Annotated in this window: 24 protein-coding genes; 15 read left to right on the top strand and 9 right to left on the bottom strand. The window is 42.3% G+C overall.

All coding sequences use genetic code 11. From position 1 onward, the window contains the following. The first annotated feature begins 200 nt into the window (after positions 1–200). From pepQ to hemG (HNW13_RS21990), 4 genes are all read left to right on the top strand, one after another. Complete coding sequence (gene pepQ / locus HNW13_RS22005) at positions 201–1520, top strand: Xaa-Pro dipeptidase (RefSeq protein WP_011635506.1); 1320 nt, start codon at positions 201–203, stop codon at positions 1518–1520. Next, a complete protein-coding gene (locus HNW13_RS22000) occupies positions 1513–2127 on the top strand; it encodes a YigZ family protein (RefSeq protein ID WP_192116453.1) in 615 nt (204 codons plus the stop codon). Before pepQ ends, HNW13_RS22000 begins: the two co-directional genes overlap by 8 nt. Positions 2128–2200: 73 nt before the next feature. After that, complete coding sequence (locus tag HNW13_RS21995) at positions 2201–3658, top strand: TrkH family potassium uptake protein (RefSeq protein ID WP_059746096.1); 1458 nt, start codon at positions 2201–2203, stop codon at positions 3656–3658. Next, positions 3658–4188, top strand: a complete 531-nt coding sequence (gene hemG, locus HNW13_RS21990) for a menaquinone-dependent protoporphyrinogen IX dehydrogenase (protein ID WP_192116454.1) — start codon at positions 3658–3660, stop codon at positions 4186–4188. Before HNW13_RS21995 ends, hemG (HNW13_RS21990) begins: the two co-directional genes overlap by 1 nt. A 131-nt stretch (positions 4189–4319) precedes the next feature. Here the strand turns inward: hemG (HNW13_RS21990) and HNW13_RS21985 are convergent, their stop codons facing one another. Beyond that, positions 4320–4625 (bottom strand): metalloregulator ArsR/SmtB family transcription factor, encoded by a 306-nt coding sequence (locus HNW13_RS21985; RefSeq protein ID WP_011635510.1) that lies wholly within the window; start codon positions 4623–4625, stop codon positions 4320–4322. Between the two features lie 198 nt (positions 4626–4823). Here HNW13_RS21985 and hemG (HNW13_RS21980) point away from each other — a divergent pair, with 198 nt between their 5' ends. After that, positions 4824–5369: a menaquinone-dependent protoporphyrinogen IX dehydrogenase gene (hemG, locus tag HNW13_RS21980; protein WP_101087375.1), complete on the top strand. Its 546-nt coding sequence runs from the start codon at positions 4824–4826 to the stop codon at positions 5367–5369. A 68-nt stretch (positions 5370–5437) separates the two neighbouring features. Here hemG (HNW13_RS21980) and HNW13_RS21975 read toward each other — a convergent pair whose 3' ends face one another. From HNW13_RS21975 to def, 5 genes are read right to left on the bottom strand one after another with little or no spacing between them, the layout of a single operon-like run. Beyond that, positions 5438–6880 (bottom strand): TrkH family potassium uptake protein, encoded by a 1443-nt coding sequence (locus tag HNW13_RS21975; protein ID WP_192116455.1) that lies wholly within the window; start codon positions 6878–6880, stop codon positions 5438–5440. Positions 6881–6886: 6 nt separating this feature from the next. Beyond that, entirely contained in the window at positions 6887–8296 is a 1410-nt protein-coding gene (gene trkA, locus HNW13_RS21970; RefSeq protein ID WP_011635513.1) for a Trk system potassium transporter TrkA, read from the bottom strand. 16 nt (positions 8297–8312) lie between these two features. Beyond that, positions 8313–9596 (bottom strand): 16S rRNA (cytosine(967)-C(5))-methyltransferase RsmB, encoded by a 1284-nt coding sequence (gene rsmB, locus HNW13_RS21965; RefSeq protein WP_192116456.1) that lies wholly within the window; start codon positions 9594–9596, stop codon positions 8313–8315. A gap of 1 nt (position 9597) precedes the next feature. Continuing rightward, complete coding sequence (gene fmt / locus HNW13_RS21960; RefSeq protein WP_101087379.1) at positions 9598–10554, bottom strand: methionyl-tRNA formyltransferase; 957 nt, start codon at positions 10552–10554, stop codon at positions 9598–9600. Between the two features lie 8 nt (positions 10555–10562). Next, positions 10563–11075: a peptide deformylase gene (gene def, locus HNW13_RS21955; protein WP_101087380.1), complete on the bottom strand. Its 513-nt coding sequence runs from the start codon at positions 11073–11075 to the stop codon at positions 10563–10565. 126 nt (positions 11076–11201) lie between these two features. On the opposite strand from def, the gene HNW13_RS21950 reads away from it, so the two are divergent. The 6 genes from HNW13_RS21950 to hemF all read left to right on the top strand — a co-directional run bounded on the left by HNW13_RS21950 (position 11202) and on the right by hemF (position 16036). Further along, positions 11202–12308 (top strand): LysM peptidoglycan-binding domain-containing protein, encoded by a 1107-nt coding sequence (locus HNW13_RS21950; RefSeq protein ID WP_101087381.1) that lies wholly within the window; start codon positions 11202–11204, stop codon positions 12306–12308. An 83-nt stretch (positions 12309–12391) separates the two neighbouring features. Further along, positions 12392–13408 carry a DNA-processing protein DprA gene (gene dprA, locus HNW13_RS21945; protein ID WP_101087382.1) on the top strand — a complete coding sequence of 339 codons (1017 nt, stop codon included), beginning with the start codon at positions 12392–12394 and terminating at the stop codon, positions 13406–13408. A gap of 2 nt (positions 13409–13410) precedes the next feature. Beyond that, positions 13411–13884, top strand: a complete 474-nt coding sequence (locus tag HNW13_RS21940; protein ID WP_011635519.1) for a DUF494 family protein — start codon at positions 13411–13413, stop codon at positions 13882–13884. A 59-nt stretch (positions 13885–13943) separates the two neighbouring features. After that, the gene (locus HNW13_RS21935) at positions 13944–14507 is read left to right on the top strand and encodes a topoisomerase DNA-binding C4 zinc finger domain-containing protein (RefSeq protein ID WP_162021967.1); all 564 of its coding nucleotides are present in this window, start codon (positions 13944–13946) and stop codon (positions 14505–14507) included. Positions 14508–14532: 25 nt separating this feature from the next. Beyond that, on the top strand, positions 14533–15099 hold the full coding sequence (locus HNW13_RS21930) for an L-threonylcarbamoyladenylate synthase (protein WP_059746088.1): 567 nt from the start codon (positions 14533–14535) through the stop codon (positions 15097–15099). A gap of 4 nt (positions 15100–15103) precedes the next feature. Beyond that, on the top strand, positions 15104–16036 hold the full coding sequence (gene hemF / locus HNW13_RS21925; protein ID WP_011635522.1) for an oxygen-dependent coproporphyrinogen oxidase: 933 nt from the start codon (positions 15104–15106) through the stop codon (positions 16034–16036). Here the strand turns inward: hemF and HNW13_RS21920 are convergent. Then, positions 16033–16467: a group II truncated hemoglobin gene (locus tag HNW13_RS21920; protein WP_192116457.1), complete on the bottom strand. Its 435-nt coding sequence runs from the start codon at positions 16465–16467 to the stop codon at positions 16033–16035. The genes hemF and HNW13_RS21920 overlap by 4 nt on opposite strands. A gap of 171 nt (positions 16468–16638) precedes the next feature. On the opposite strand from HNW13_RS21920, the gene HNW13_RS21915 reads away from it, so the two are divergent. Genes HNW13_RS21915 through HNW13_RS21900 form a run of 4 tightly spaced genes read left to right on the top strand, consistent with a single transcriptional unit; the run spans position 16639 to position 20436 of the window. Next, a complete protein-coding gene (locus tag HNW13_RS21915; protein WP_192116458.1) occupies positions 16639–18021 on the top strand; it encodes an amidohydrolase in 1383 nt (460 codons plus the stop codon). 11 nt (positions 18022–18032) lie between these two features. After that, on the top strand, positions 18033–19289 hold the full coding sequence (locus HNW13_RS21910; RefSeq protein WP_192116459.1) for an amidohydrolase family protein: 1257 nt from the start codon (positions 18033–18035) through the stop codon (positions 19287–19289). Between the two features lie 56 nt (positions 19290–19345). After that, the gene (gene aroE / locus HNW13_RS21905) at positions 19346–20179 is read left to right on the top strand and encodes a shikimate dehydrogenase (protein ID WP_192116460.1); all 834 of its coding nucleotides are present in this window, start codon (positions 19346–19348) and stop codon (positions 20177–20179) included. After that, positions 20179–20436 (top strand): DUF1488 domain-containing protein, encoded by a 258-nt coding sequence (locus HNW13_RS21900; RefSeq protein WP_162021972.1) that lies wholly within the window; start codon positions 20179–20181, stop codon positions 20434–20436. Before aroE ends, HNW13_RS21900 begins: the two co-directional genes overlap by 1 nt. Here the strand turns inward: HNW13_RS21900 and HNW13_RS21895 are convergent. Both HNW13_RS21895 and HNW13_RS21890 read right to left on the bottom strand, forming a co-directional pair. Further along, complete coding sequence (locus HNW13_RS21895; RefSeq protein ID WP_192116461.1) at positions 20433–21653, bottom strand: sensor domain-containing diguanylate cyclase; 1221 nt, start codon at positions 21651–21653, stop codon at positions 20433–20435. The genes HNW13_RS21900 and HNW13_RS21895 overlap by 4 nt on opposite strands. 271 nt (positions 21654–21924) lie before the next feature. Further along, the gene (locus tag HNW13_RS21890) at positions 21925–22470 is read right to left on the bottom strand and encodes a gamma carbonic anhydrase family protein (protein ID WP_162021974.1); all 546 of its coding nucleotides are present in this window, start codon (positions 22468–22470) and stop codon (positions 21925–21927) included. Between the last annotated feature and the right edge of the window lie 210 nt (positions 22471–22680).

The raw sequence follows: 22680 nt of genomic DNA, 5'->3' as shown, positions 1-22680 counted from the left end.
ATCTTATTTACTGTGCAGTTATCAAGCTTGAATCACAGCAGTTTCGGCCATCTATTGACCAGCTAATTCTCAGTGTGCGACTAAATGAGATAAATTACAACACCCAATTTAAACGGCCGTTTAATTTTTTATCATCTAGCGAGGTCTTTTTCTGTTTGTGATAGACTTATTGGGTTAAAACTCATGCAAAGGGATAGTCAATGGATCAGTTAGCACATCTGTATCATGCGCACATGGCGGAATTAAATCGCCGAGTAGGCGAAATTTGTCAGCGTGAAAATCTTTCGGGTTTAGTGATTCACTCGGGACAACCTCATCGACAGTTTTTAGATGACCTTAACTATCCCTTTAAAGTGAACCCGCAATTTAAAGCGTGGTTACCTATTTTAGATACGCCAAATTGTTGGGTTATCGCTAATGGTCAAGATAAGCCTACTTTAGTGTTTTATCGCCCAGTTGATTTTTGGCATAAGGTGAATGATGTACCGCAAGCCTTCTGGACTGAGCATTTCGATATTCAATTACTGACCAAGCCAGATCGAATTGCTGATTTTTTACCTAAAGACTTAGCCTCGTGGGCGTATATTGGTGAACACTTAGATGTGGCTGATGTATTGGGCTTTGCGGCTCGTAACCCTGATGCAGTAATGAACTATCTACATTATCATCGTGCAGACAAAACTCAGTATGAACTTGAGTGCATGCGCAGAGCGAACCAAATTGCGGTAAAAGGACATTTGGCTGCCAAAAATGCGTTTTATGATGGTGCCAGTGAGTTTGAAATTCAGCAACGTTATTTGCTCGAAATTGGCCAAGGCGAAAATGAAGTGCCTTACGGCAATATCGTGGCATTAAATCAAAATGCCGCTATTTTACATTACACCGCTTTAGAACATGTTAAGCCTGCGCAGCGTTTATCTTTTTTGATTGATGCTGGGGCCAGTTATCATGGCTATGCCGCAGATATTACCCGTACTTACTCATTCGAGAAAAATCGTTTTTACGAATTAATCGTCGCATTGGATAAAGTGCAATTAGCCATTATTGAGCAGATGAAGCCAGGGGTTAAGTACGTCGACCTGCACATCGCGACACACCATTATATAGGTCAGTTACTGATTGATTTTGGCTTGGCTAATGGCACTGCTGAACAGTTAGTTGCCCAAGGCGTAACGAGTGCCTTTTTCCCGCATGGGTTAGGGCATATGTTGGGGTTACAAGTTCATGATATGGGCGGTTATTCCCATGATGAGCGCGGAACCCATATTGCTGCACCTGAGGCGCATCCTTTTTTACGCTGTACAAGAGTATTAGCCGCTAATCAGGTACTGACTATTGAGCCAGGCCTTTATATTATCGATACCTTACTTAATCAGTTATCTGCTACCGCTAAGCAAGCTATTAATTGGACTACGGTTGATGAGATGCGTCCATTTGGAGGCATTCGCATTGAAGATAACGTCATTGTGCATCAAGACCGAGTAGAAAATATGACGAGAGAGTTTGGTCTAGTTGATTGAGTCATATTTAATACCACAAGCTAACGTACTGATAGAAGAAGAGATAAAGCATAGCCGCTTTATCTCTTTGTTATTTCATTGCCCAGATCCTAATAATATGAAGTTAGCGCTTACTGACGTAAAGCAACAATATCCAGGAGCCAACCATTATTGCTATGCATTTGTAGCCGGCAGCCCAGAAAATACCATTGATATGGGCGCTAGCGATGATGGCGAACCGTCAGGTAGCGCCGGCAAACCCATGCTAGCATGCTTACAAGGCGCAAACATTGGTGAGCTAGGGGTTATTGTAGTGCGTTATTTTGGTGGCACTAAATTGGGTGTGGGCGGTTTAGTGCGTGCTTATACTTCGGGTATAAAGCAAGGGTTAACGCAAATACAGACTCAGGTTAAGCATTTAAGGTATCCTGCACGCTTGGTATGTCATTATGCTCAACTCACAGATGTTGAGTATTTAATTGCTCAATATGATGGTGTGGTGATGGATAAAGAGTTTACCGAAAAAGTTGAAATACACTTTGAACTGGCTAAATCGCACCATCAGGCTTTTAATCAAGCATTAGCTACCCAGACGCAGGGTCAGCTACAAGTAAAGTTTACTGTTTGAGCTATGACGAACTTATGCCAAAATGTCACTCAATTGTTAAATTCGACGCAGCACAACTTAAACAGAACCCTTAATGCAATATAAAACAATTATTAGAATCACCGGTTTGCTGATGGGATTATTTTCAATCACCATGCTGCCGTCAGCATTGGTGGCTATCTTGTATAAAGATGGTGGTGGTACTGCATTTATTCAGGCCTTTTTTGTCAGTATTTTTCTAGGCTTTTTATTATGGTATCCCAACCGTCATCAAAAAGGTGATCTACGAACGCGTGAAGGCTTTTTGATTGTGGTGTTGTTCTGGACGGTGCTTGGATCGATAGGTGCACTGCCATTTATTTTTTCTAATAACCCTGATTTAAGTTGGACCGATAGTTTTTTTGAATCGTTTTCGGCCTTAACGACTACAGGTGCGACCGTGATAGTCGGGCTAGATGACTTGCCTAAGTCAATATTGTTTTATCGCCATTTACTGCAGTGGATGGGCGGTATGGGTATCATCGTACTCGCAGTGGCCATTTTACCTCTACTTGGTATTGGTGGTATGCAGCTATACAAAGCTGAAGTGCCTGGTCCGGTTAAAGACACTAAAGTGACTCCTCGTATAGCCGAAACGGCCAAAGCCTTATGGTACATTTACTTTTTACTTACTACTGCTTGTGCATTGGCATTTTACTTTGCCGGTATGGATGCATTTGATGCTATTTGCCATTCGTTTTCGACTATCGCTATTGGTGGTTTTTCGACTCATGATGCCAGTATTGGTTACTTTCAAAGCCCGCTGATTAATGTGATTTGTGCATTTTTCTTGTTGATTGCGGCAGTCAATTTTAGCTTACACTTTGCCGCATTTACTCGTCGTGGCATTAACGTCAAAGTATATTTAAAAGACGCAGAATTTAAGGTGCTTATCGCTGTACAGGTAGTATTGACCGCAATTTGTTTCGCTACCTTGTATCAATCTGGAATATACGACTCTCCAGAGAAAACACTCGATTACGCCTTCTTTCAAGTGGTCTCGATTTCAACAACGGCAGGTTTCGGTACAGAAAGCTTCCATTCTTGGCCGCTGTTTTTACCTATTCTATTAATATTCTCAAGCTTTATTGGTGGTTGTGCTGGCTCGACAGGCGGCGGCATGAAGGTAATTCGTTTAATACTATTAGTACTACAAGGGTCGCGTGAACTGAAACGACTTGTTCATCCTAAAGCTATGTATTCCATTAGAATTGGCTCTACGGCATTACCCGACAGAATTATTGATGCGGTATGGGGATTCTTCTCTGCTTATGCTTTAGTGTTTGTGGTGTGTATGGTGATTTTAATGGCAATGGACATGGACGCCATTACCGCATTTAGTGCAACGGCAGCCAGCTTAAATAACTTAGGCCCAGGTTTGGGCGATGTGGCATCAAATTATGCCAGTATTTCAGACGGTGCTAAGTGGGTACTCGTGATGGCAATGCTATTTGGTCGGTTAGAAGTGTTCACCTTATTGGTGCTATTTACCCCCACATTTTGGAAGAATTAATGTTAAATACTGTGATTTTATATTCAACGATCGATGGGCAAACATTGGCAATTTGTCAGAAAATTAAGCAAATATTAGTTGAACAGGGTGAGCAAGTTAGTGTGGTTAATCTCGCTGAAGCTCAGGCTGATGATTTAGCGAGTGTTGATAAAGTCGTTATTGGTGCCAGTATTCGATATGGCAAACATCGACCAGAATTATTCAAGTTTGTTGAGCAACACCAAGCACTGCTCGACACCAAGCTCAATAGTTTTTTTAGCGTAAACGTAGTGGCAAGAAAGCCTGAAAAAAACACCCCTGAAACCAACCCATATATGCAGAAATTTTCAAATTTATCTGCCTGGAAACCTCAGTTATTAGGCGTTTTTGCCGGTAAGATTGATTACCCTCGTTACCGATTTTTCGATAAGTTTATGATCCGATTTATCATGTGGATGACTAAGGGACCGACAGATACTCAGGGAACGTTTGAGTTTACTGATTGGGGTAAAGTAGATGACTATGCTAAACAAATAGCAGCGCAAAAATAGCCTCATAAACCCAATAGCGTGCCTAATATACCTTATTGGAAACGCCATTTATTCTCAGTGTGACTTAAGCGCCTATGATGTTTAAATCCTATGTTGTTTAGTCACAGTTGTTGCTTAGCCATAATAGCTGTTTAGGCACAATAGCGTCGATGTAGTATCGAGATCACTTCGGTGACTTGCTCATTTTTAAGCGTGTAGTAAACCACTTGTGAGCTCTTACGAGTGTTGACCAAATCTTGGGTGCGCAGTACCGCTAAATGCTGTGACAAAGCTGATTGGCTCAAAGGCACAGTCTCATTTAGCTCTGTGACACTTAGTTCTTGTTCTAACAATAAACATAAAATCATTAAGCGGTAAGGATTCGCAATGGCTTTTAGCCATTGTGCTGCCGTTTCTGCATTATTAAGCATGGTTGCGACATCGATATCTTGCTTCATGAGTGTCCTTATATAACCTTAAATTACGATCTGGTTGGATTTTGCTGTGTTTTGTTCATTATCATACTTCTGCATCATGGAGATCTCAATTTTAACTATTAAATATATGAGCTATTTCTAATTTGTGATCATTGCAGAGGTTTAAAAAGGCTTTTTTTGCCAAACTGAGGCAAATAATCCAACAATGAGAATCGCAAAATGGCCAATATTTTAGTGTTATATTATTCCCGAGGTGGCCATACTGCACATATTAGCCGTGCAATAGCAGAACAAATTCAATCTAAAGGCGATCATTGTGATGTGGTTAATCTTCAAGATAAAGCGCCAATTGAATGGTCTAAATACCAAGCTGTTGCGTTAGGGGCTTGTGTATTATATGGCTCGTATCATAAATCGGTGTTTGAGTTTGTGCGTGAAAATCAGCAGCATTTATCGCAACTGCCAAACAGTTTTTTTTGCGTCAACGTTGTGGCTCGTAATCCTGAAAAACGCATTCCTGAAAACAATAAATATCTACAGAAGTTTTTAACTTTATCTGAGTGGCAACCGCAAGATGTGAAAATTATTGCCGGTAAAGTCGATTACCCTTCTTGGCCTTGGTATGACAGCTTGATGATCCGCCTTATCATGAAAATGACCGATGGCCCCACCGACCCAACAGCCATTATTGATTATACCGATTGGAATGATGTGAAGGTTTATGCTGATCATATTGCCAAACTAGCGACTGTCGTGCCTGCGTAGTGATTATACCCAACAGATGGTTAAGCTAAGGTTAATCAGCGCTAAGTTAACCATCGACTCAGCCTGTATTAAAAACGCCAAAATTTAGGGTGAAACAACACTGCGACTGTCAGTATTTCTAAACGCCCTAATAACATTCCTATTGCCAAAGCCCACTTAGCGACGTCGGGAAGTGAGGAAAAGTTTCCTGCTGGACCAATAATAGGACCAAGGCCTGGCCCTACGTTTGCCACTGCGGTTATTGCTCCGGTAAAGCTGGTCATTGGATCTAATCCGGTTAGTACAAGTGTGAGCGACAGTAATAATATCACCACTATCATCAGCATAAAAAAAGCCATTATGGAACGGACAATGTCATCTTGAATGCGGTGGCCATTGTATTTGTCTTTAAACACGCCATTGGGATGGAATTGCTGTTTAATCTGCTGACGCATAATTGAGAATGCGATTTGAAAACGAAATATTTTTATACCACCAGACGTTGACCCAGAACAGCTACCAATAAACATTAAAAACAGAAATACGACACTGGCGACAGAGCCCCACGATTGATAATCTGTTAGACCGTAACCGGTTGTGGTGATGACAGAAATAACATTGAAGCTAGCAAGTCTTAATGCATCTAAAAAGTCTATTTGCTGATGTTGCCACAGCCAAAAGGCTAATGAGAATGACACCAGTAACACAAAGCGTAAAAAGCCTATCACTTGTTGATCATTCCATAAGCGTAAGCTGCGTTGTTGTATGGTTTGAACAAACATTAGTAACGGTAGTCCACCCGCTAACATAAACACAATACCAACCCAATGTGCCTCGTGTGAAAAGGCCGCCATTGAGCTGTCTGAAGTGGAATATCCACCTGTTGATAATGTGGTCATGGCATGGTTGATAGCCTCAAACCAATGCATGCCAGCAAGGTGATAGGACAATGTGCACAGTAGTGTTAAGGCGACATAGATCAGAAATAAATGTTTGGCCATGTGCTGGGTGCGAGGAATCGTTTTGTCGCTCCAGTCTGATGATTCAGTTCTAAATAAGCGCATTCCCCCCACGTTCAAAAATGGCAGGATTGCTACTGCCATCACAATGAAACCAATGCCGCCAAGCCATTGCAATAATGAACGCCAGACTAAAATGCTATGGTCCATATTGTCTAATCCGGATAACACCGTTGAACCGGTGGTGGTTATGCCTGACATGGTTTCAAAAAAAGCGTCGGTATAATTAATACCGTGATAAAGCGTGAAGGGCAGCGCGGCGAATAAGCTCACGACAAACCAAGTGATACTGGTCAGCATAAACATATCGCGAATATTAAGACTAAAATGATGGTTGCGACCATTTTGAATGCACAAAATAGCAATAAAGCCGGTAAATAAACCGGACATCATAAAGTCACCAATGGTTTCTTCGCCATAAAATAGCGCAAAAGCCATTGGAACTAACATAAATCCTGTCAGTATTGAGAGAAAAATACCGAGGATGAAAATGATTTGTTTGACGTTAAACATAGAAAATTAAAAGAAAAAAGCACTTGGTTGAAACAGTTTCTCTACGTCACCGATGAACTTCTTATTCACTAAGAATAAAATAACATGGTCACCCTGTTCGATTACCGTTTTATCGTGGCCCATTAACACTTCATCATTACGTACAATGGCGCCAATAGTCGTGCCTGGCGGGAGTTTAATGTTGCCAATCTGTTTACCGACAACTTTTGACGTGCTTGAGTCGCCATGGGCAATCGCTTCAATAGCTTCTGCTGCACCACGGCGTAATGAGTAAACATTGCATATATCACCTTGGCGAATATGAGTCAGTAACGCCGAAATAGTGGCTTGCTGTGGAGATATGGCAATATCAATGTTAGCTTCTTGCACAATATCAACATAGGCTTCACGCTGAATAAGTACCATGACCTTTTTCGCCCCCATGCGTTTAGCAAGTAGGGCAGACATAATATTGGCTTCGTCATCATTGGTGACAGCGATAAACACATCGGTTTGATCGATATTTTCTTCCAACAATAATTCTTGGTCTGAAGCATCGCCACAAAACACGGTGGTTTTTTCCAGTTTTTCTGAAAGTAACTCCGCGCGTTCTTGACGGTGTTCAATTAACTTAACCGAATGAGTACGTTGCAACTTTTGCGCAAGACCAAAACCAATATTACCGCCACCCGCAATCATGATATTGCGGTACGAATTATCCAGTTTTTGCATCTCACTCATTACCGCGCGAATATGACGACTATCGGCGACGAAAAACACCTCATCATCGGCTTCAATAATGGTCGTGCCGCGCGGCATGATAGGCCGGCCTTGCCTAAAAATAGCGGCAACGCGGGTATCAATATTGGGCATGTGCTCACGTAATGTGGCTAATGCGTTACCCACTAATGGACCGCCATAATAAGCTTTAACCGCAACGAGGCTTAGTTTACCTTTAGCAAATTCAAGTACTTGCAGTGCACCTGGGTATTCTACTAATCTTTGTATGTAAGCGGTCACTAACTGCTCTGGTGCAATCAGCTCATCAATAATAAAACCGCCGCGAGGCTTAGCGTCACCACTTTTAATTTCACTATTGATAAACAGTTTATCTTGAAGTTCTAAATAAGCTTCTGAGCGAATACGAGCAATTTTTGTTGGTGTACCAAATAAGCTGTAAGCAATTTGACAAGCTGCCATGTTACATTCATCGCTATTGGTTACCGCAATGAGCATGTCAGCATCTTCTGCACCCGCTTCTTTTAATACACTCGGATGAGCGCCATGACCGACAACAACTCGTAGGTCAAACTTGTCTTGTAATAGCCTTAGCCGAGCGCGATCACTGTCGACGAGTGTGATGTCGTTATTTTCACCGACTAAGTTTTCAGCTAACGTGCCGCCTACTTGCCCAGCCCCTAAAATAATAATTTTCATGGCTTGAGGTACATCCTTAAATTGCTTTAACTAGGCGCGCGTAATAGAAGCCGTCCATGTTGTCTTGCCCAGGCAAAATTTGCCAACCGATATCACTGATATGAGCTTGTTGCTCTATCGGTACTAAACTCGCATCGGGTGTCCGTGCTAGAAACTGTTCAACTTGTTGGCTGTTTTCCTGCGGTAAAATAGAACAGGTTGCATATAATAAGGTGCCACCCGGTTTAAGCCATTGCCAACAATGATCCAATATTTGTTTTTGTAAGTTGGCTAACTCTTCAATATCGCTATTTTTACGTAACCATTTTATGTCTGGGTGACGGCGAATGACCCCAGTTGCAGAACAAGGCGCATCAAGCAAGATTCGATCAAATTGTTGCCCTTGCCACCATGATGGAATATCTGCCGCATCGCCGTGAATAAGTTGCGCTTTTAAATGCAACCTGTCCAGATTTTGTTGTACTCGAGCAAGGCGTTTTTGATCAAAGTCGACAGCGACTAAATTGATAGTGGGAGCAAGCTCGAGTAAATGGCAACTTTTGCCACCAGGAGCGGCGCAGGCGTCTAAAACAAGTTCATCTGCTGCAGGAGCTAGTAAAGTTGCAGCCCATTGCGCCGCGCCATCTTGCACCGATGCCGCGCCTTCCATAAAGTCAGGTAATGCTGCGACATCTTTTGCGCTTTCGAGCAATATAGCATTTGGGCTTGAACCGGCTTGGGCTGAAATATCATGTTGGGCTAGTGCCGCTAAATAAGCATCACATGTCTGTGATTGCTGATTATTACGTAGCCACATTGGCGGACGCTGGTGGCTCTGCTCAATAATGTCTTGCCAGTTATCTGGATACGCTTGTTGTAAACGCTTAATAAACCAAGCTGGAGTATTAAAGCGTAGCGTGTCTGAGTCAGTATTTAATTCGCTATCTTGACGCTGAATATTACGCAATACGCCATTGACCACTTTCACCAAGCCATCAAAACGTAATTGTCTGCAAGCTTCTGCCGTTTCTGAGATCGCCGCATGCGCTGGAATACGAGTAAAGTAGAGTTGGTAACAACCTACGATCAACAATTGATGCAATATACGCTGTTTACCTTTAAACGGTTTTGCTAAGCAGTCACTCACGCACTTGTCTAGTTGTGGTAATTGACGCATAACGCCGTAACATAATTCAGCTAATAGGGCTTTGTCTTTGCCATTTTGTAAGTGTTGCTGTTGATCGGGTAGAGCCACCGATAACGAAATGCCTTTTTCAAGGACTTCATAAATCGCTTTAGCTGCCAGTGCGCGAACATTCATGCTAGTTAGCCTCTTGGTTTAAACACACACCTGCGGTAAACCAATCACCACGAGCATTGAGAATATCGGCCACATCAAGCGGCTTTTTGTTGGGCAGTTGCATGGTTTTAATCATTAACTTGCCGTCGGCGGTGGCAATTTCAATACCTTGCTTGGTCGCGGCAATAATGGTCCCTGGCGCCTGTGAGCAGAGTTCTGCGCTGTAATCGGCTTGCCACACTTTAATCACGCTTTGTTGGTGTTCAAAATAACTTACTGGCCATGGATTGAATGCGCGAATGTCTTGCCAAAGCTGTTTTGCGCTTTTATTCCAATCAAGACGAGCCTCTTCTTTGGACAGTTTTTCAGCGTAGTTAGCCAGCGTTTCATCTTGCTTTTGTGCTTTGAGGCTTCCATCACTTAAACCAATCAGCGCTTGTACTAGGGCTTTTGGCCCTTGTTCTGCCAGCTTTTCATAAAGGCTAGCCGAGGTATCCGTAGCCTCTATCGGTAAGTGCGTTTTGAGCAGCATGTCGCCAGTATCTAGGCCAATATCCATCTGCATAATGGTGACACCGGTTTCGGTATCACCTGCCCATAAAGCCCGCTGTATTGGAGCGGCTCCACGCCAGCGAGGTAAAATTGAACCGTGCACATTGATACAACCTAAACGTGGGGTATCAAGCACTACCTTTGGCAAAATCAACCCGTAAGCCACAACAATCATAATATCTGCATTAAGAGCTGCTAATGCCGCTTGTGCCTCTTCATTACGTAATGATGCAGGCTGAAATACCGGAATAGCATGCTCTAAAGCCAACGCTTTTACTGGGCTTGCGGTGAGTTTCTTACCTCGACCAGCAGGCCTATCGGGTTGAGTATAAGTCGCAATCACATCGTGTTCAGAGTCGATGAGTGCTTGTAAGTGTCGAGCTGCGAAATCCGGAGTACCGGCAAAGATAATTTTTAACGGTTTCAAATTTTTTCCTATGCTTCTCTAGCATCTAAACGAGCTTCTTTTTCAAGCTTAGTTTTAATGCGTTGACGTTTTAGAGGCGATAAATAATCGACAAATAGCTTACCTTTAAGGTGATCCATTTCGTGTTGAATACAAATAGCAAACAACTCATCAGCTTCAACAGTAAACTCTTTACCGTGACGATCTAGCGCTTTTAAGGTGACAAATTCTGCACGGTCAACTTTGGCGTAAATACCGGGTACCGATAGGCAACCTTCTTCATTAGCCAAGTCACCACTGCTAGCCACTATTTGAGGATTAATAAAAATAGTTGGCCGTTCAACCTCATCTTGTAGATCCATCACAATCAATTGTTGATGAAAATCCACTTGAGTAGCAGCTAAACCGATACCTTTCTCTAGGTACATGGTTTCGAGCATATTATCTATTTGTGTCTGTAATTGTGGACCGAAATCCGTTACAGGTTGAGCGATAGTGCGTAAACGTTCATCTGGAAAGCGTAAAACATTAAGTAATGGCATATATAAACTCTTAGCAAGTCTGTCAAATTTCAGCCAGTTAGCTATACTGGCCTTTGCGATTAGGGTAATTTTAATCCTTACAGCCTATCAATAACAGCAAAAAGCTCTAATAAAGAGCTAAACAACATGGACTGCACCATGAAACGCTTACTTTTACTTGTTTTTTTATGTCTAAATTCTTATTGGGTCAATGCTGATACATTAACCTTAAAAGCTGGACATCCAGATACGTATATCGTTAAAAAAGGCGATACTCTATGGGATATTTCTGGTTATTTTTTAAATGACCCATGGCGTTGGCCTAAATTGTGGGGGGAAAACCCACAAATTGCTAACCCACATTTAATTTATCCAGGGGATCGACTGACATTAGTCTTTATTGATGGTCAGCCCCGTTTGGTTGTTAAGCAGCACATTAAAAAGAGTCCAGAAGGGCGGATGATATCGAAAGATGGTCCTATCCCACCTGTTGACCTTGCGTTGATTAAGCCCTATCTAGTGCAGAACAGAGTTGTTGATCCAACTTGGTTGGCGGGATTACCGATAGTTATGAGTGGTGAAAGCTCATCAATTCATCATGTGGTCAATGACGTAGTCTATGTGAACTCAAAGCTTGAGCAAGGTCTTAAAGTGGCAATTTATCAAACTGGACGTGAGTTTTTTGCTCCAGATAGCGGTGAATTATTAGGCCAAGAACTTATTTTAGCCTCTAGTGGACGTGTTATTGAGTCTGGCGATGTCTCGAAAGTTGAATTACTGAGTAGTTTACGTGAAACCAAAGGTGGATTTCATGTTGCACCTGTAGAAGATGAAGCGTTAATGTCGGCTTATTTTATTCCTAAAGCGGCAGATTTAAGCGTTGCTACTTCTATTATTGGTACAACAGGTAATATTCGCGAAGCAGGTAAATTAGACGTTGTCTATATAGATCGTGGTGCCAATGATGGCGTTGAGACTGGACATGTTTTTTCAATGTACCGTGATGGCGAAAACATTATTATCGATAATGATGGTAATCCTGTTCGCCCTCTTGACCGTTCATCTTACGATAAAGTGTTGGCGAATTTTTCAGAAGATACCGTGTATAAAATGCCCGATATTTTCCATGGTAATTTGATGGTTTTTAAAGTGTTTGATAAAACCAGTTTAGGGTTGATTATGTTTAATGACCATCCAGTTCGAGTGGGTGATAAATTGACCAAACCAAATCCATTGACGATTAAAGGTGAATAATTTCAGATAAACTGGTCGACTGGCTAGTTGTTTGTGCAGTATCTGGGCTAGGACCTGCTCGGATTCAACAATTGTTAACTCAAATGGACGTTGAAGAGATTCGTCAACGTCTAGAGTTTGAGCCACAGGCCTTGCCTTTATCGGCAAGCCTGTTGGCTAAATGCCATATCGACTTTAATAAAGTAGAGCAAGCCCTAACCTGGCTCGATTCGCAGCCTAATCACTACATTGTGACCCTCTCTGACCCACTTTACCCTCCATTACTTGCGCAAATATCAGATCCACCGCAGGTATTATTTATTAAAGGCTCGATAGAATCCCTTTTATTACCGAGTATTGCGATTGTTGGTAGCCGTAATGCCTCTCGAGGCGGCTTAGATATGGCAGCAGATCTCGCTGGTCATTTAGCTAATCAAGGTTTTTCGATCACTAGTGGCATGGCGACGGGTATTGATGGTGCAGCCCATAAAGCGACTTTGGCGGTTAATGGAACGACCATGGCCGTGTTGGGTTGTGGGGTAGAGTGTATTTATCCTAAGCGTCATCAACACTTGTATCATGACATTATCAATACTGGTTGCGTCATCAGTGAATACTGGCCAAGTATAGGGCCTTTTGCTGGTAACTTTCCTCGGCGTAACCGTATTGTCAGTGGTTTAAGCTTAGGTACTGTGGTGGTTGAGGCAAGCCGTAAAAGTGGTTCATTAATAAGTGCTCGGTTGGCAATGGAGCAAAATCGTGAAGTGTTTGCCGTACCTGGATCGGTATTAGGAGGATATAGCCAAGGTTGTCATGATTTAATTAAAAATGGTGCAAAACTTGTCGAGTCTGCTGCCGATATAATAGAAGAATTAGGCTGTTTATCAGATTATCACCTTGAACAATTGCATCTACGGCACCATATACAGGATAATGATATTAGTGATTTGCCATTTCCTCCGCTGTTAGCTAGTGTAGGATATGAAACAACCGCGATAGACTCGGTGGTTGAGGATAGTGGGAAACCGATAGATCTGGTGTTAATACAAATGCTTGAACTTGAGTTACAAGGGTGGGTTGCAGCTGTGCCCGGTGGTTACGTCAGACTAAAGAGGAGTTAGCCATGTTCGATATCCTCATGTATTTATTTGAAAATTATGTTCATAGTGAGATTGAGTTATTAGTTGATGAAGATGAACTCACTAAAGAGTTAACCCGTGCTGGTTTTCATCAAGTTGATATTATCAAAGCACTTTCTTGGTTAGAGCACTTAGCTGATCTACAAGAGAGTGATAAACCGTACTTGTGTAATCATGCACAACATTCATTCCGTATTTATACTAAAGCGGAAATGGCCAAATTAGATGTTGAGTGTCGTGGTTTTTTACTGTTTTTAGAACAGATTCAAGTGCTCAGTGTCGAAACTCGTGAAATGGTTATTGACCGTGTTATGGAGTTAGATGAACCAACATTAGAGTTAGAAGATCTCAAATGGGTGGTATTAATGGTACTATTTAATGTGCCAGGAAATGAGTCAGCCTATGAGCAAATGGAAGATTTAATCTTCGAGCAGCCAGAAGGGCGCTTACACTCATAACAGAAAGGAGGCTTAGCCTCCTTTTTTAGGTCTATAGAATATTACTCATAGAGAAACCCATGTCGAAAATTGATCAGCAGCTATTTACTGTCCACGAACATGCATTGGAGAAAGAGTTTGAACTTTGTCCTGTTTGTGGCGCTGAGTTGTCGGTTAAACACAGTAAACATGGCAGTTTTGTTGGCTGTAATAACTATCCAACCTGCGACTATACCCGTCCGCTAGTGCAACACGAGTCGATCGAAACCCAAATTATTAGCGGTTCTGAGTGCCCTAAATGTGGTAATGAGTTGGCTGTTAAGTCTGGTCGATTTGGTATTTTTATCGGTTGTACGCATTATCCTGAATGTACCCATATTGAAAAGCATGACCACGCCAATGAAGCTGAGCAGATAACTTGCCCATTGTGCAAAAAAGGCCATCTAGAATCTCGAACGAGCCGGTATGGCAAAACTTTTTTTGCATGCAGTGCCTACCCAAAATGTAAGTTTATCGTAAACTATCCTCCCCATAATGAAGCGTGCCCAGACTGTGGCTTCGGAATTTTAGTCGAACGTAAAGGTGCTGCTGGTAGCCGAGTCGAGTGTCCGCAAAAATCCTGTAAATATAAGCGTGCTTTATAGTTTCTATACCATGAAAGGAAATCCAATGTTGCAACTGCAGCCATCGGCTGTCGCCACCACCATACAACAAGGTGGCGTGATAGCTTACCCAACAGAAGCTGTATTTGGTTTAGGGTGTGATCCTGATAATGACAGTGCTATCGAGAAACTGTTGGCAGTAAAACAGCGTCCTTGGCAAAAAGGCTTAATTTTGGTGGCCAGTTCATTTGAGCAACTATTACCTTATCTTGATATCACTCAGTTAACTGAGCAACAATTGCAGTTTGCTCAATCAAAGTGGCCTGGGCCATTTACATTTGTTATGCCTATTCAGTCACACGTATCAAAATTATTGTGCGGCGAGTTTGATTCAATTGCCGTACGGGTATCTGCTCACCCAGTAGTTCGAGAGTTATGCGACACCCTCAATAAACCCTTAGTATCGACAAGTGCCAATTTAGCCGGTGAGCAACCGGTAGTCGATGCACAACATATCATCACTGATTTTAGCGATAAAATTGATGCATTGATTTTAGGTAAGCTGGGCGAACAACGTCAGCCATCAACCATTATCGATGCTCGCAGTGGTCAAATTCTTCGTAATGGAAGCTAATACTATGTCAAACACCTCTTCCCATGTGCCAGACGCACAACAGGTAAAATCGTTTTTGTTGGGATTACAGCAAAATATTTGTCAGCGTTTAGAGCTGCTCGACGGTAAAGCGACGTTTAAAGCTGATTCGTGGGAACGTGAAGAAGGTGGCGGTGGTACGAGTCGAGTATTAACTCAAGGCCAAGTATTTGAGCAAGCCGGCGTTAACTTTTCTCATGTTATGGGCGCCGCTATGCCCGCATCGGCCACGGCACATCGTCCAGAATTAGCTGGCCGAAGTTTTGAAGCTATGGGGGTGTCATTGGTTATTCACCCTAATAATCCGTTTATTCCAACGACTCATGCTAACGTGCGTTTTTTTATCGCCCGTAAAGAAGGTGCCGACCCAGTATGGTGGTTTGGTGGTGGATTTGATTTAACGCCTTACTATCCATTTAAAGAAGATGTCGTTAGCTGGCATCAAACGGCTAAAGATATTTGCGATCCATTTGGTGAAGATGTTTATCCAAAGTATAAAAAATGGTGTGATGAGTACTTCTTCTTACCGCATCGTAATGAAACCCGTGGTGTCGGTGGATTGTTTTTTGATGATCTTAACGAACCTGGTTTTGAGCGAAGCTTTGAGTTTATGCAAGCGGTAGGCAACGGTTTTATTGAAGCTTATGCGCCGATAGTCGAACGCAACAAAGAGTTAGAATATGGCGATGACGAACGCCAGTTCCAGCTTTATCGCCGTGGTCGCTATGTTGAGTTTAACTTGGTCTATGATCGTGGCACTTTATTTGGCCTGCAAACTGGTGGCCGAACGGAATCCATTTTAATGTCGATGCCACCATTGGTTCGCTGGGAATATGCATTCACCCCAGAAGAAGGGACTGCAGAAGCAGAGCTGTATGACATCTACCTAAAGCCACAAGACTGGTTAGCTGCAGTCTAACGATTACGCATATTATCTGCTAGCGCAGAAATAGCCTGAATAATCACTTGCTGATGTTCAGGCTTTTTTATGTTGTTTTGAATGGCTGCACGCATACAGATTAACCATTGATCTCGCATTGATTCATTAATCGCGAAGTGCATGTGTCTGGCACGTAAAGCCGGATGACCATGTTTTTGTTGATACAGTTGCGGACCACCTAACCAACCACTTAAGAACTCATACAGTTTTTGTTCAGACTCTTGCATTGGCGAGCGATGCATCGCTAATAACGCTTGGGTTTCGGGACGTGTTTGCATTTGTTGATAAAAGTCATGGGCAATTGTGCGGATAACCTTGTCGCCACCAATAAGGTCGTAGGCATTTGACTGCGCTGTATCTCTGTCATCAGCGGTTTGCGGCTTAGCGAATAATTTACGTAACCAGTTCATATTGTCAGTGTTTAAGTCAGTGTTTAAGAGTGTCGGAGTTATTATATCTAAATCAATGTCATGGCAGGATTATTTTTTTGTTAACGTTTTGATACCAATTATTTAACGATTAGGCTGTATTTCGGCAGTTAACTTGGTTAGATTAGTCGCAAAATAAGACAGGAGATCCCAATGGCAAAATTAATGCCTTCTTTGGTTGCTGTGGCGCTATCAACTGCAATTGCAGGTTGTAGTCCAGCAGAACAACAAGACCCTAAAATCACAATCAATGCCAATCCGTATCCAAGTACTTATCAAATACTGCCTAATTCAACCACACTGTTAAAAAATGCCATTGTGTTAACCGGCACTGGTGAACGTATTGATGATGCCGATGTATTAATTAAAGACGGTAAAATTAGCGCAGTTGGTCAACAGCTTTCCGCTGAAGATGCTGTAGTTATCGACGCTAAAGGCAAGTGGATTACCCCTGGTATTATTGATGTGCATTCACACTTAGGGGTTTATCCAAGTCCCAATGCCGAGTCACACAATGACGGTAATGAAATGACCAACCCAGTAACCGCTGAGGTATGGGCAGAGCATAGTGTATGGCCACAAGACCCTGGGTTTAATCGTGCCCGAGAAGGTGGCATCACTACGCTACAAATTTTACCTGGTTCAGCCAACCTGATTGGTGGCCGTGGGGTGACACTCAAAAATGTTCCCGCTACGACCATGCAAGCGATGAAGTTCCCAGCCGCGCCTTATGGATTAAAAATGGCCTGTGGTGAAAATCCTAAATCTTTATATGGCAGCCGTAACGAATTACCTATGACTCGTATGGGTAATATGGCGGGTTATCGTACAGCGTTTATTCAAGCAACAGAATACAAACGTGCTTGGGATAAATATGATGCTGACTATGCCGCAGGTAAGAACCCTGTAGCACCAGAGCGCGACTTAATGAAAGACACGCTTAAAGGTGTGCTTGAAGGTGATATTTTAATTCACAACCATTGTTACAAAGCTGAAGAAATGGCAATGATGATCGACCTAGGTAAGGAGTTCGGTTATCACGCAGGTACATTCCATCATGCGGTAGAAGCTTATAAAATTGCCGATTTACTTGCTGAGAATGGTAACTGTGCTGCTATGTGGCCAGATTGGTGGGGCTTTAAACTCGAAGCATACGACATGGTGCTTGAAAATGTTGCTATAGTCGATGCCGTTAAAAACTCTTGTGCTGTCGTGCATTCAGACTCTGGCGTAACCATTCAGCGCCTTAATCAAGAAACGGCAAAAATCATGAATAACGCGAATGCTAACGGCTTTGACTTAAAAGCTGAGCACGTGATTGGCTGGATTACTGCTAATGCGGCAAAATCATTGGGTATTAGCGATAAGACCGGTTCACTCGAAAAGGGTAAAAATGCAGATGTGGTTGTATGGAATACCAATCCGTTTAGCGTATACGCTCAAGCTGAACAGGTATTTATTGACGGTGCAAAAGTGTATGACCGCCAAGATCCTGCCTACCAGGCACAAAGTGACTTTATGTTAGGTCAACAATAAGGAGCAAGACAATGACACTATTTAAAAAATCTGCACTTGCTTTAAGTTTATCGGTCGGCCTAGCATTGAGTTGTGTAGTTCAAGCTGAAAGCGTAGCAATTATCCATGCCACAGTGCATACCGCCACAGAACAAGGCGTATTAACCGATGCCACAGTTGTGATTGAAGACGGCACTATTGTGGCCATTAATCCGGCATCACCGACAGCCGATACCGTGATAGATGCTAAAGGGGCAATATTAACTCCAGGCTTTATCGCGAGTATGAATGATTTAGGCTTAGTGGAAATTGGTGCGGTAGCATCTTCACGTGATGCTTACGAAAAAGAAGCCGATGTTGTTTTCGATCCTAGTTTAGCTTACAACCCCAAGGCATCTACAGTGCCATTTGCTCGCAAAGGCGGGATAACTCGTAATGTAGTGTCATCAGGTGGTGGCGAAGGCATTTTTGCAGGACAAACATTTACCGTAGACTTAAGTGGTGATTGGGACAGTATACTGGCCGCTAACACCGGATTAGTTGTTGCATTAGGTGCCAAAGAAGAAGGCTCTCGTGCAGCAGGAATGCAGCAATTGATCCATAAACTTGAAGATGCTAAAAAAGCGCAAGCCAAAAAGAGTAAAACGAAAAAAACAGCTGAAGATGATAGCGAAGTGCCAAGTCGTGAAGATGAGATTATTCACGCGGTACTCGCGGGTGAAAAACCATTAATTATCGACGTCGACCGTGCCAGCGATATTTTGCATTTAATTAAACTTAAACAAGACTTAGGCATAGATCTTATCCTAGTCAATGCTGCTGATGCCGTATTAGTGGCTGATAAGCTCGCGCAAGCAAACATTCCTGTGATTATTGATAGCATGCGTAACTTACCAGAAAGTTTTGATGCATTGCATAATTCACTCGAAAATGCAGGTAAACTAGCAAACGCGGGTGTCAAAGTAGCCATTGCATTACCCGGTGATAGTCATGGTATTTACGCACTACGCTTTAGTGCTGGTAATGCGGTTGCTAACGGGATGAATTATGATGATGCTCTGGCTTCTGTGACGGCAAATGTGGCTGATATTTTTCATTTAGACTCTGGGCGGATTGCGGTCGGCAAGCCTGCCGATTTAGTATTATGGAGCGGCGATCCTTTCGAGTTCAGTAGTAAAGTGCAAAAGATGTGGATTGCGGGAGAGGAGCAAAGCACAGACAGTCGTCAAGACAAGCTCCGTGATCGCTATTTACAAAAAACGGCAATGCCTGAAGCCTATAGCCGATAGCATCTCACGATTTACGTGGGGCGTTTCCCTAAATCGTTAATGAAGAGACAAAGCGAATGACAGATAAGTATGCTGTATTTGGTAACCCAATAGCCCAAAGTAAGTCACCATTTATACATACTGAGTTTGCCAAGCAAACTCAGCAAGACTTGAGCTATGAAGCTATTCTCGCGCCGGTCGATCAATTTGACTCTTCGTTAACGGCATTCTTTGCCGATGGTGGTAAAGGCGCTAATGTTACTGCACCTTTTAAAGAGCAAGCATTTGCCATGTGTGACGAGCTCAGTGAGATGGCTAAACTCGCAGGCTCGGTAAACACCCTGTTTAATTTGCCTGATGGTAAAATTGGCGGTGACAATACCGATGGTGTTGGTTTGGTGAATGACATGGAAATGCTGTTCGGTTCGCTGAAAGGTAAGCGAGTGTTATTGGTGGGAGCTGGTGGCGCGGCAAGAGGCTGCATTTTACCGATATTACAACACAATGTTGCTCAGTTGATTATCTGTAATCGGACCCACGAAAAAGCAGAGCAACTTCAAGCCTTATTCAATGAGTATGGTAACTTTTTTGCTAAACCCATTGAAGAGCTAATATCGCCATTTGATTTAGTGATTAACTCAACTTCAGCAGGTCTATCTGGACAATTAATTTCCTTGCCTAGCGTTATAGTCGATGAAACAACAGATTGTTACGACATGACCTACAGCCAACAAACCACAGTCTTTAACCAATGGGCTCAAGAACAACACGCTCGTAAAACTGCTGATGGGCTAGGTATGTTGGTTGGTCAAGCGGCAAAAAGCTTTAGTTTGTGGCGTGGGGTTACTCCTGATACTGGTTCGGTTATGCTAAAACTGCGTGAATCATTAGCACAAAAGGCAGCTGACTAATGAATCAAAGCGTGATATTTACCGATCAAGTCTACCTCGAAACCAATCAAGTGAAGTTTGTTGCTCAGCAGCAAGGGGTTAATATCAACTGTTATGCCAGTTTTTCGGCCATCAGTGAGCTTTGCGACAAGCAAATTGTGAGTGGAAGTAATGCCGTGTGTTTATTTGAGCAATGTCGTTTTGACCTTGAAGACCAAGCAGAAGCATTGATTGAACAAGAAGCTTTTAGTGACAGTGGTAATATTATTCTAGCTTAAGGCTGATTCAGTTGTTTCTTCAGTCGCTTTTGGCTATACATATTATTATCTGCCTGTTTAAACGCGTTAGACCAATCTTGATTATACTGGGCAAGTCCATAGCTAAAACGAATCGTGGGGTTTAACAGCGTTAGGTCATGCTGCAGTTGTGTTATTTGCTGCTCTAAGACATCTATGGGGCCACGGCATAGTGCAATAAATTCATCACCGCCATATCGAGCGACTAAAAAATGTGGATGCCACATTGATTTTAGTGATTGCGCAAAAGCCTTTAATGCATCGTCCCCAGCTTGATGTCCGTACTGATCATTTAATGGCTTTAAGTTATCCATATCCAAAATAATGATATAGCTTGCTAACTCTGGGTGGTGTTGCCATTGTAGAATTGTTGCATCAAATTTTTTGCGATTATACAGTCCTGTTAATCCATCATAATCAGCCAGGAGCTCAATTTTTTTAGACTTTTGGTACAGTGAAATTGCGTTCGCGGCTTCTGATGTAAGAATATTCACCAGATTTATATCGTAATCACCAAAGGCTTCCATCTTGCTACTGTCTAAATTCATCATCCCGTAAAGTTCTCCGTCAATACGGATGGGGCTAGACAAGGTGGAACAAATTGGTTGTATCGAAGCATGTAATAGTGCGTGTTGGTCTTCATTTGTGAGAGTGCTTTTAGCATTGATGTTCTTCATGTTGTTAATCACAACCGCCTTATCACAACGACCATTCGTCCGTCGGAACTGAAAGGTTTCTTCTAAGGTAAAGTTTATTTTTCGAAGAGCATCTATATCCAACCCCACAACCGACTCAAATTGTAATCTAGTGGTATTCTTATCAACCAGAATGATACTGCCCATTTCGGCATCATCGATAGCACTTACTGCTTTTTGCAATAGAGCGTCTAAAAAGGTTTTTTCAGAATAGTATTGACTGGATAAATTCACTAATTCATAAGTCGTATCGTTAATGTGGACAACTTGCTCTAAATGTTGCCAAAGGCGTAACATATTTTGTCTATGGACAAAATATGTGATGGCATAACAGGTAGTGTAACCACAACCAATAAGAGATAGGAATTGATAAGCACTACCTGTATCAAATGCTGTAAATGAAATAATACTGATAAGTAATAAAGGGATGACCAAGAGTAGTAAGTGCTGCTTAATATCAAGATAGCCGATATATTTGGTGGAAACGCGTTTTGTGGTTTTCACTTAACCATCCTTGTTAAATATTCGGCGATACTGGTTAGCATTCAAAACTGTATGTAGTCACTCTATCTAGCAATAAAGCTCAATATAGTGACTCTTAGAATTTAGTTGCAACAATCAAACACGCAGTACAGCATAACTAAATGAGTTACTATCATATAAGACCACGTTAGTTTATCAACAGATAGTATAAAAAAATGTGTGGAGTAAGGTATTTTAGTGGGGACATGCAATGGACCAAGAAAAATCGATCCATTACATTAAACGAACAGGCTTATTGTTGTAGGTCTACTAAGTATTCATTTTTTAAACGAACATAGTTATCAGCAGACTGTGGCAAAAATGCACGTTCGGCTTCAGTTAATGGCCTCACTTGTTTGCATGGGCTGCCAACATATAAATAACCACTCTGCAAAACCTTATTGGGAGGAACTAATGAACCCGCTCCCACAATCACATCATCTTCTACTATTGCACCATCAAGTAAAATTGCACCCATACCGATAAGTACACGATGACCAATCTTGCAGCCATGTAACATTGCTTTGTGACCAATAGTGACATCATCACCAATAATCAATGGATGCCCATCAGGATTTGCCGCAGACTTACGGCTTACATGTAATATGCTGCCGTCCTGCACATTACTGCGTTTACCTATGCGTATCTTATTTACGTCACCGCGCGCAGCAACTAATGGCCAAACACTCGCGTCATGGTCTAATTTAATGTCACCAACCAGCACTGCAGACTCGTCGACATAGACGTTATCAGCTAAATCAGGGTGTATTCCTTGGTAAGTTCTTATATTAGTCGACATAACAATCCTTATATATTCATGGTTTGTGACAGTATAATGCTTAAAAACTAGCTGGTCAGGCTAAATTATCCGCAAACAAGCCGAAAATAACAAATAACCTTAAAAAAGGCCTTGCGCAAAACCGTGTGGTGCCTATAATGCGCATCCACTGACACGGCAGACAGCGCAAGTGGTTACTGAGTCAGGTTGAATTAAGTGCTTCAAAACACA

The organism is Shewanella sp. BF02_Schw (assembly GCF_014596695.2).
In the GTDB taxonomy this organism is placed as follows: domain Bacteria; phylum Pseudomonadota; class Gammaproteobacteria; order Enterobacterales; family Shewanellaceae; genus Shewanella.
The sequence above is the reverse complement of the archived record's forward strand: the minus strand, read 5'-3'. Positions and strand labels throughout refer to the sequence as shown.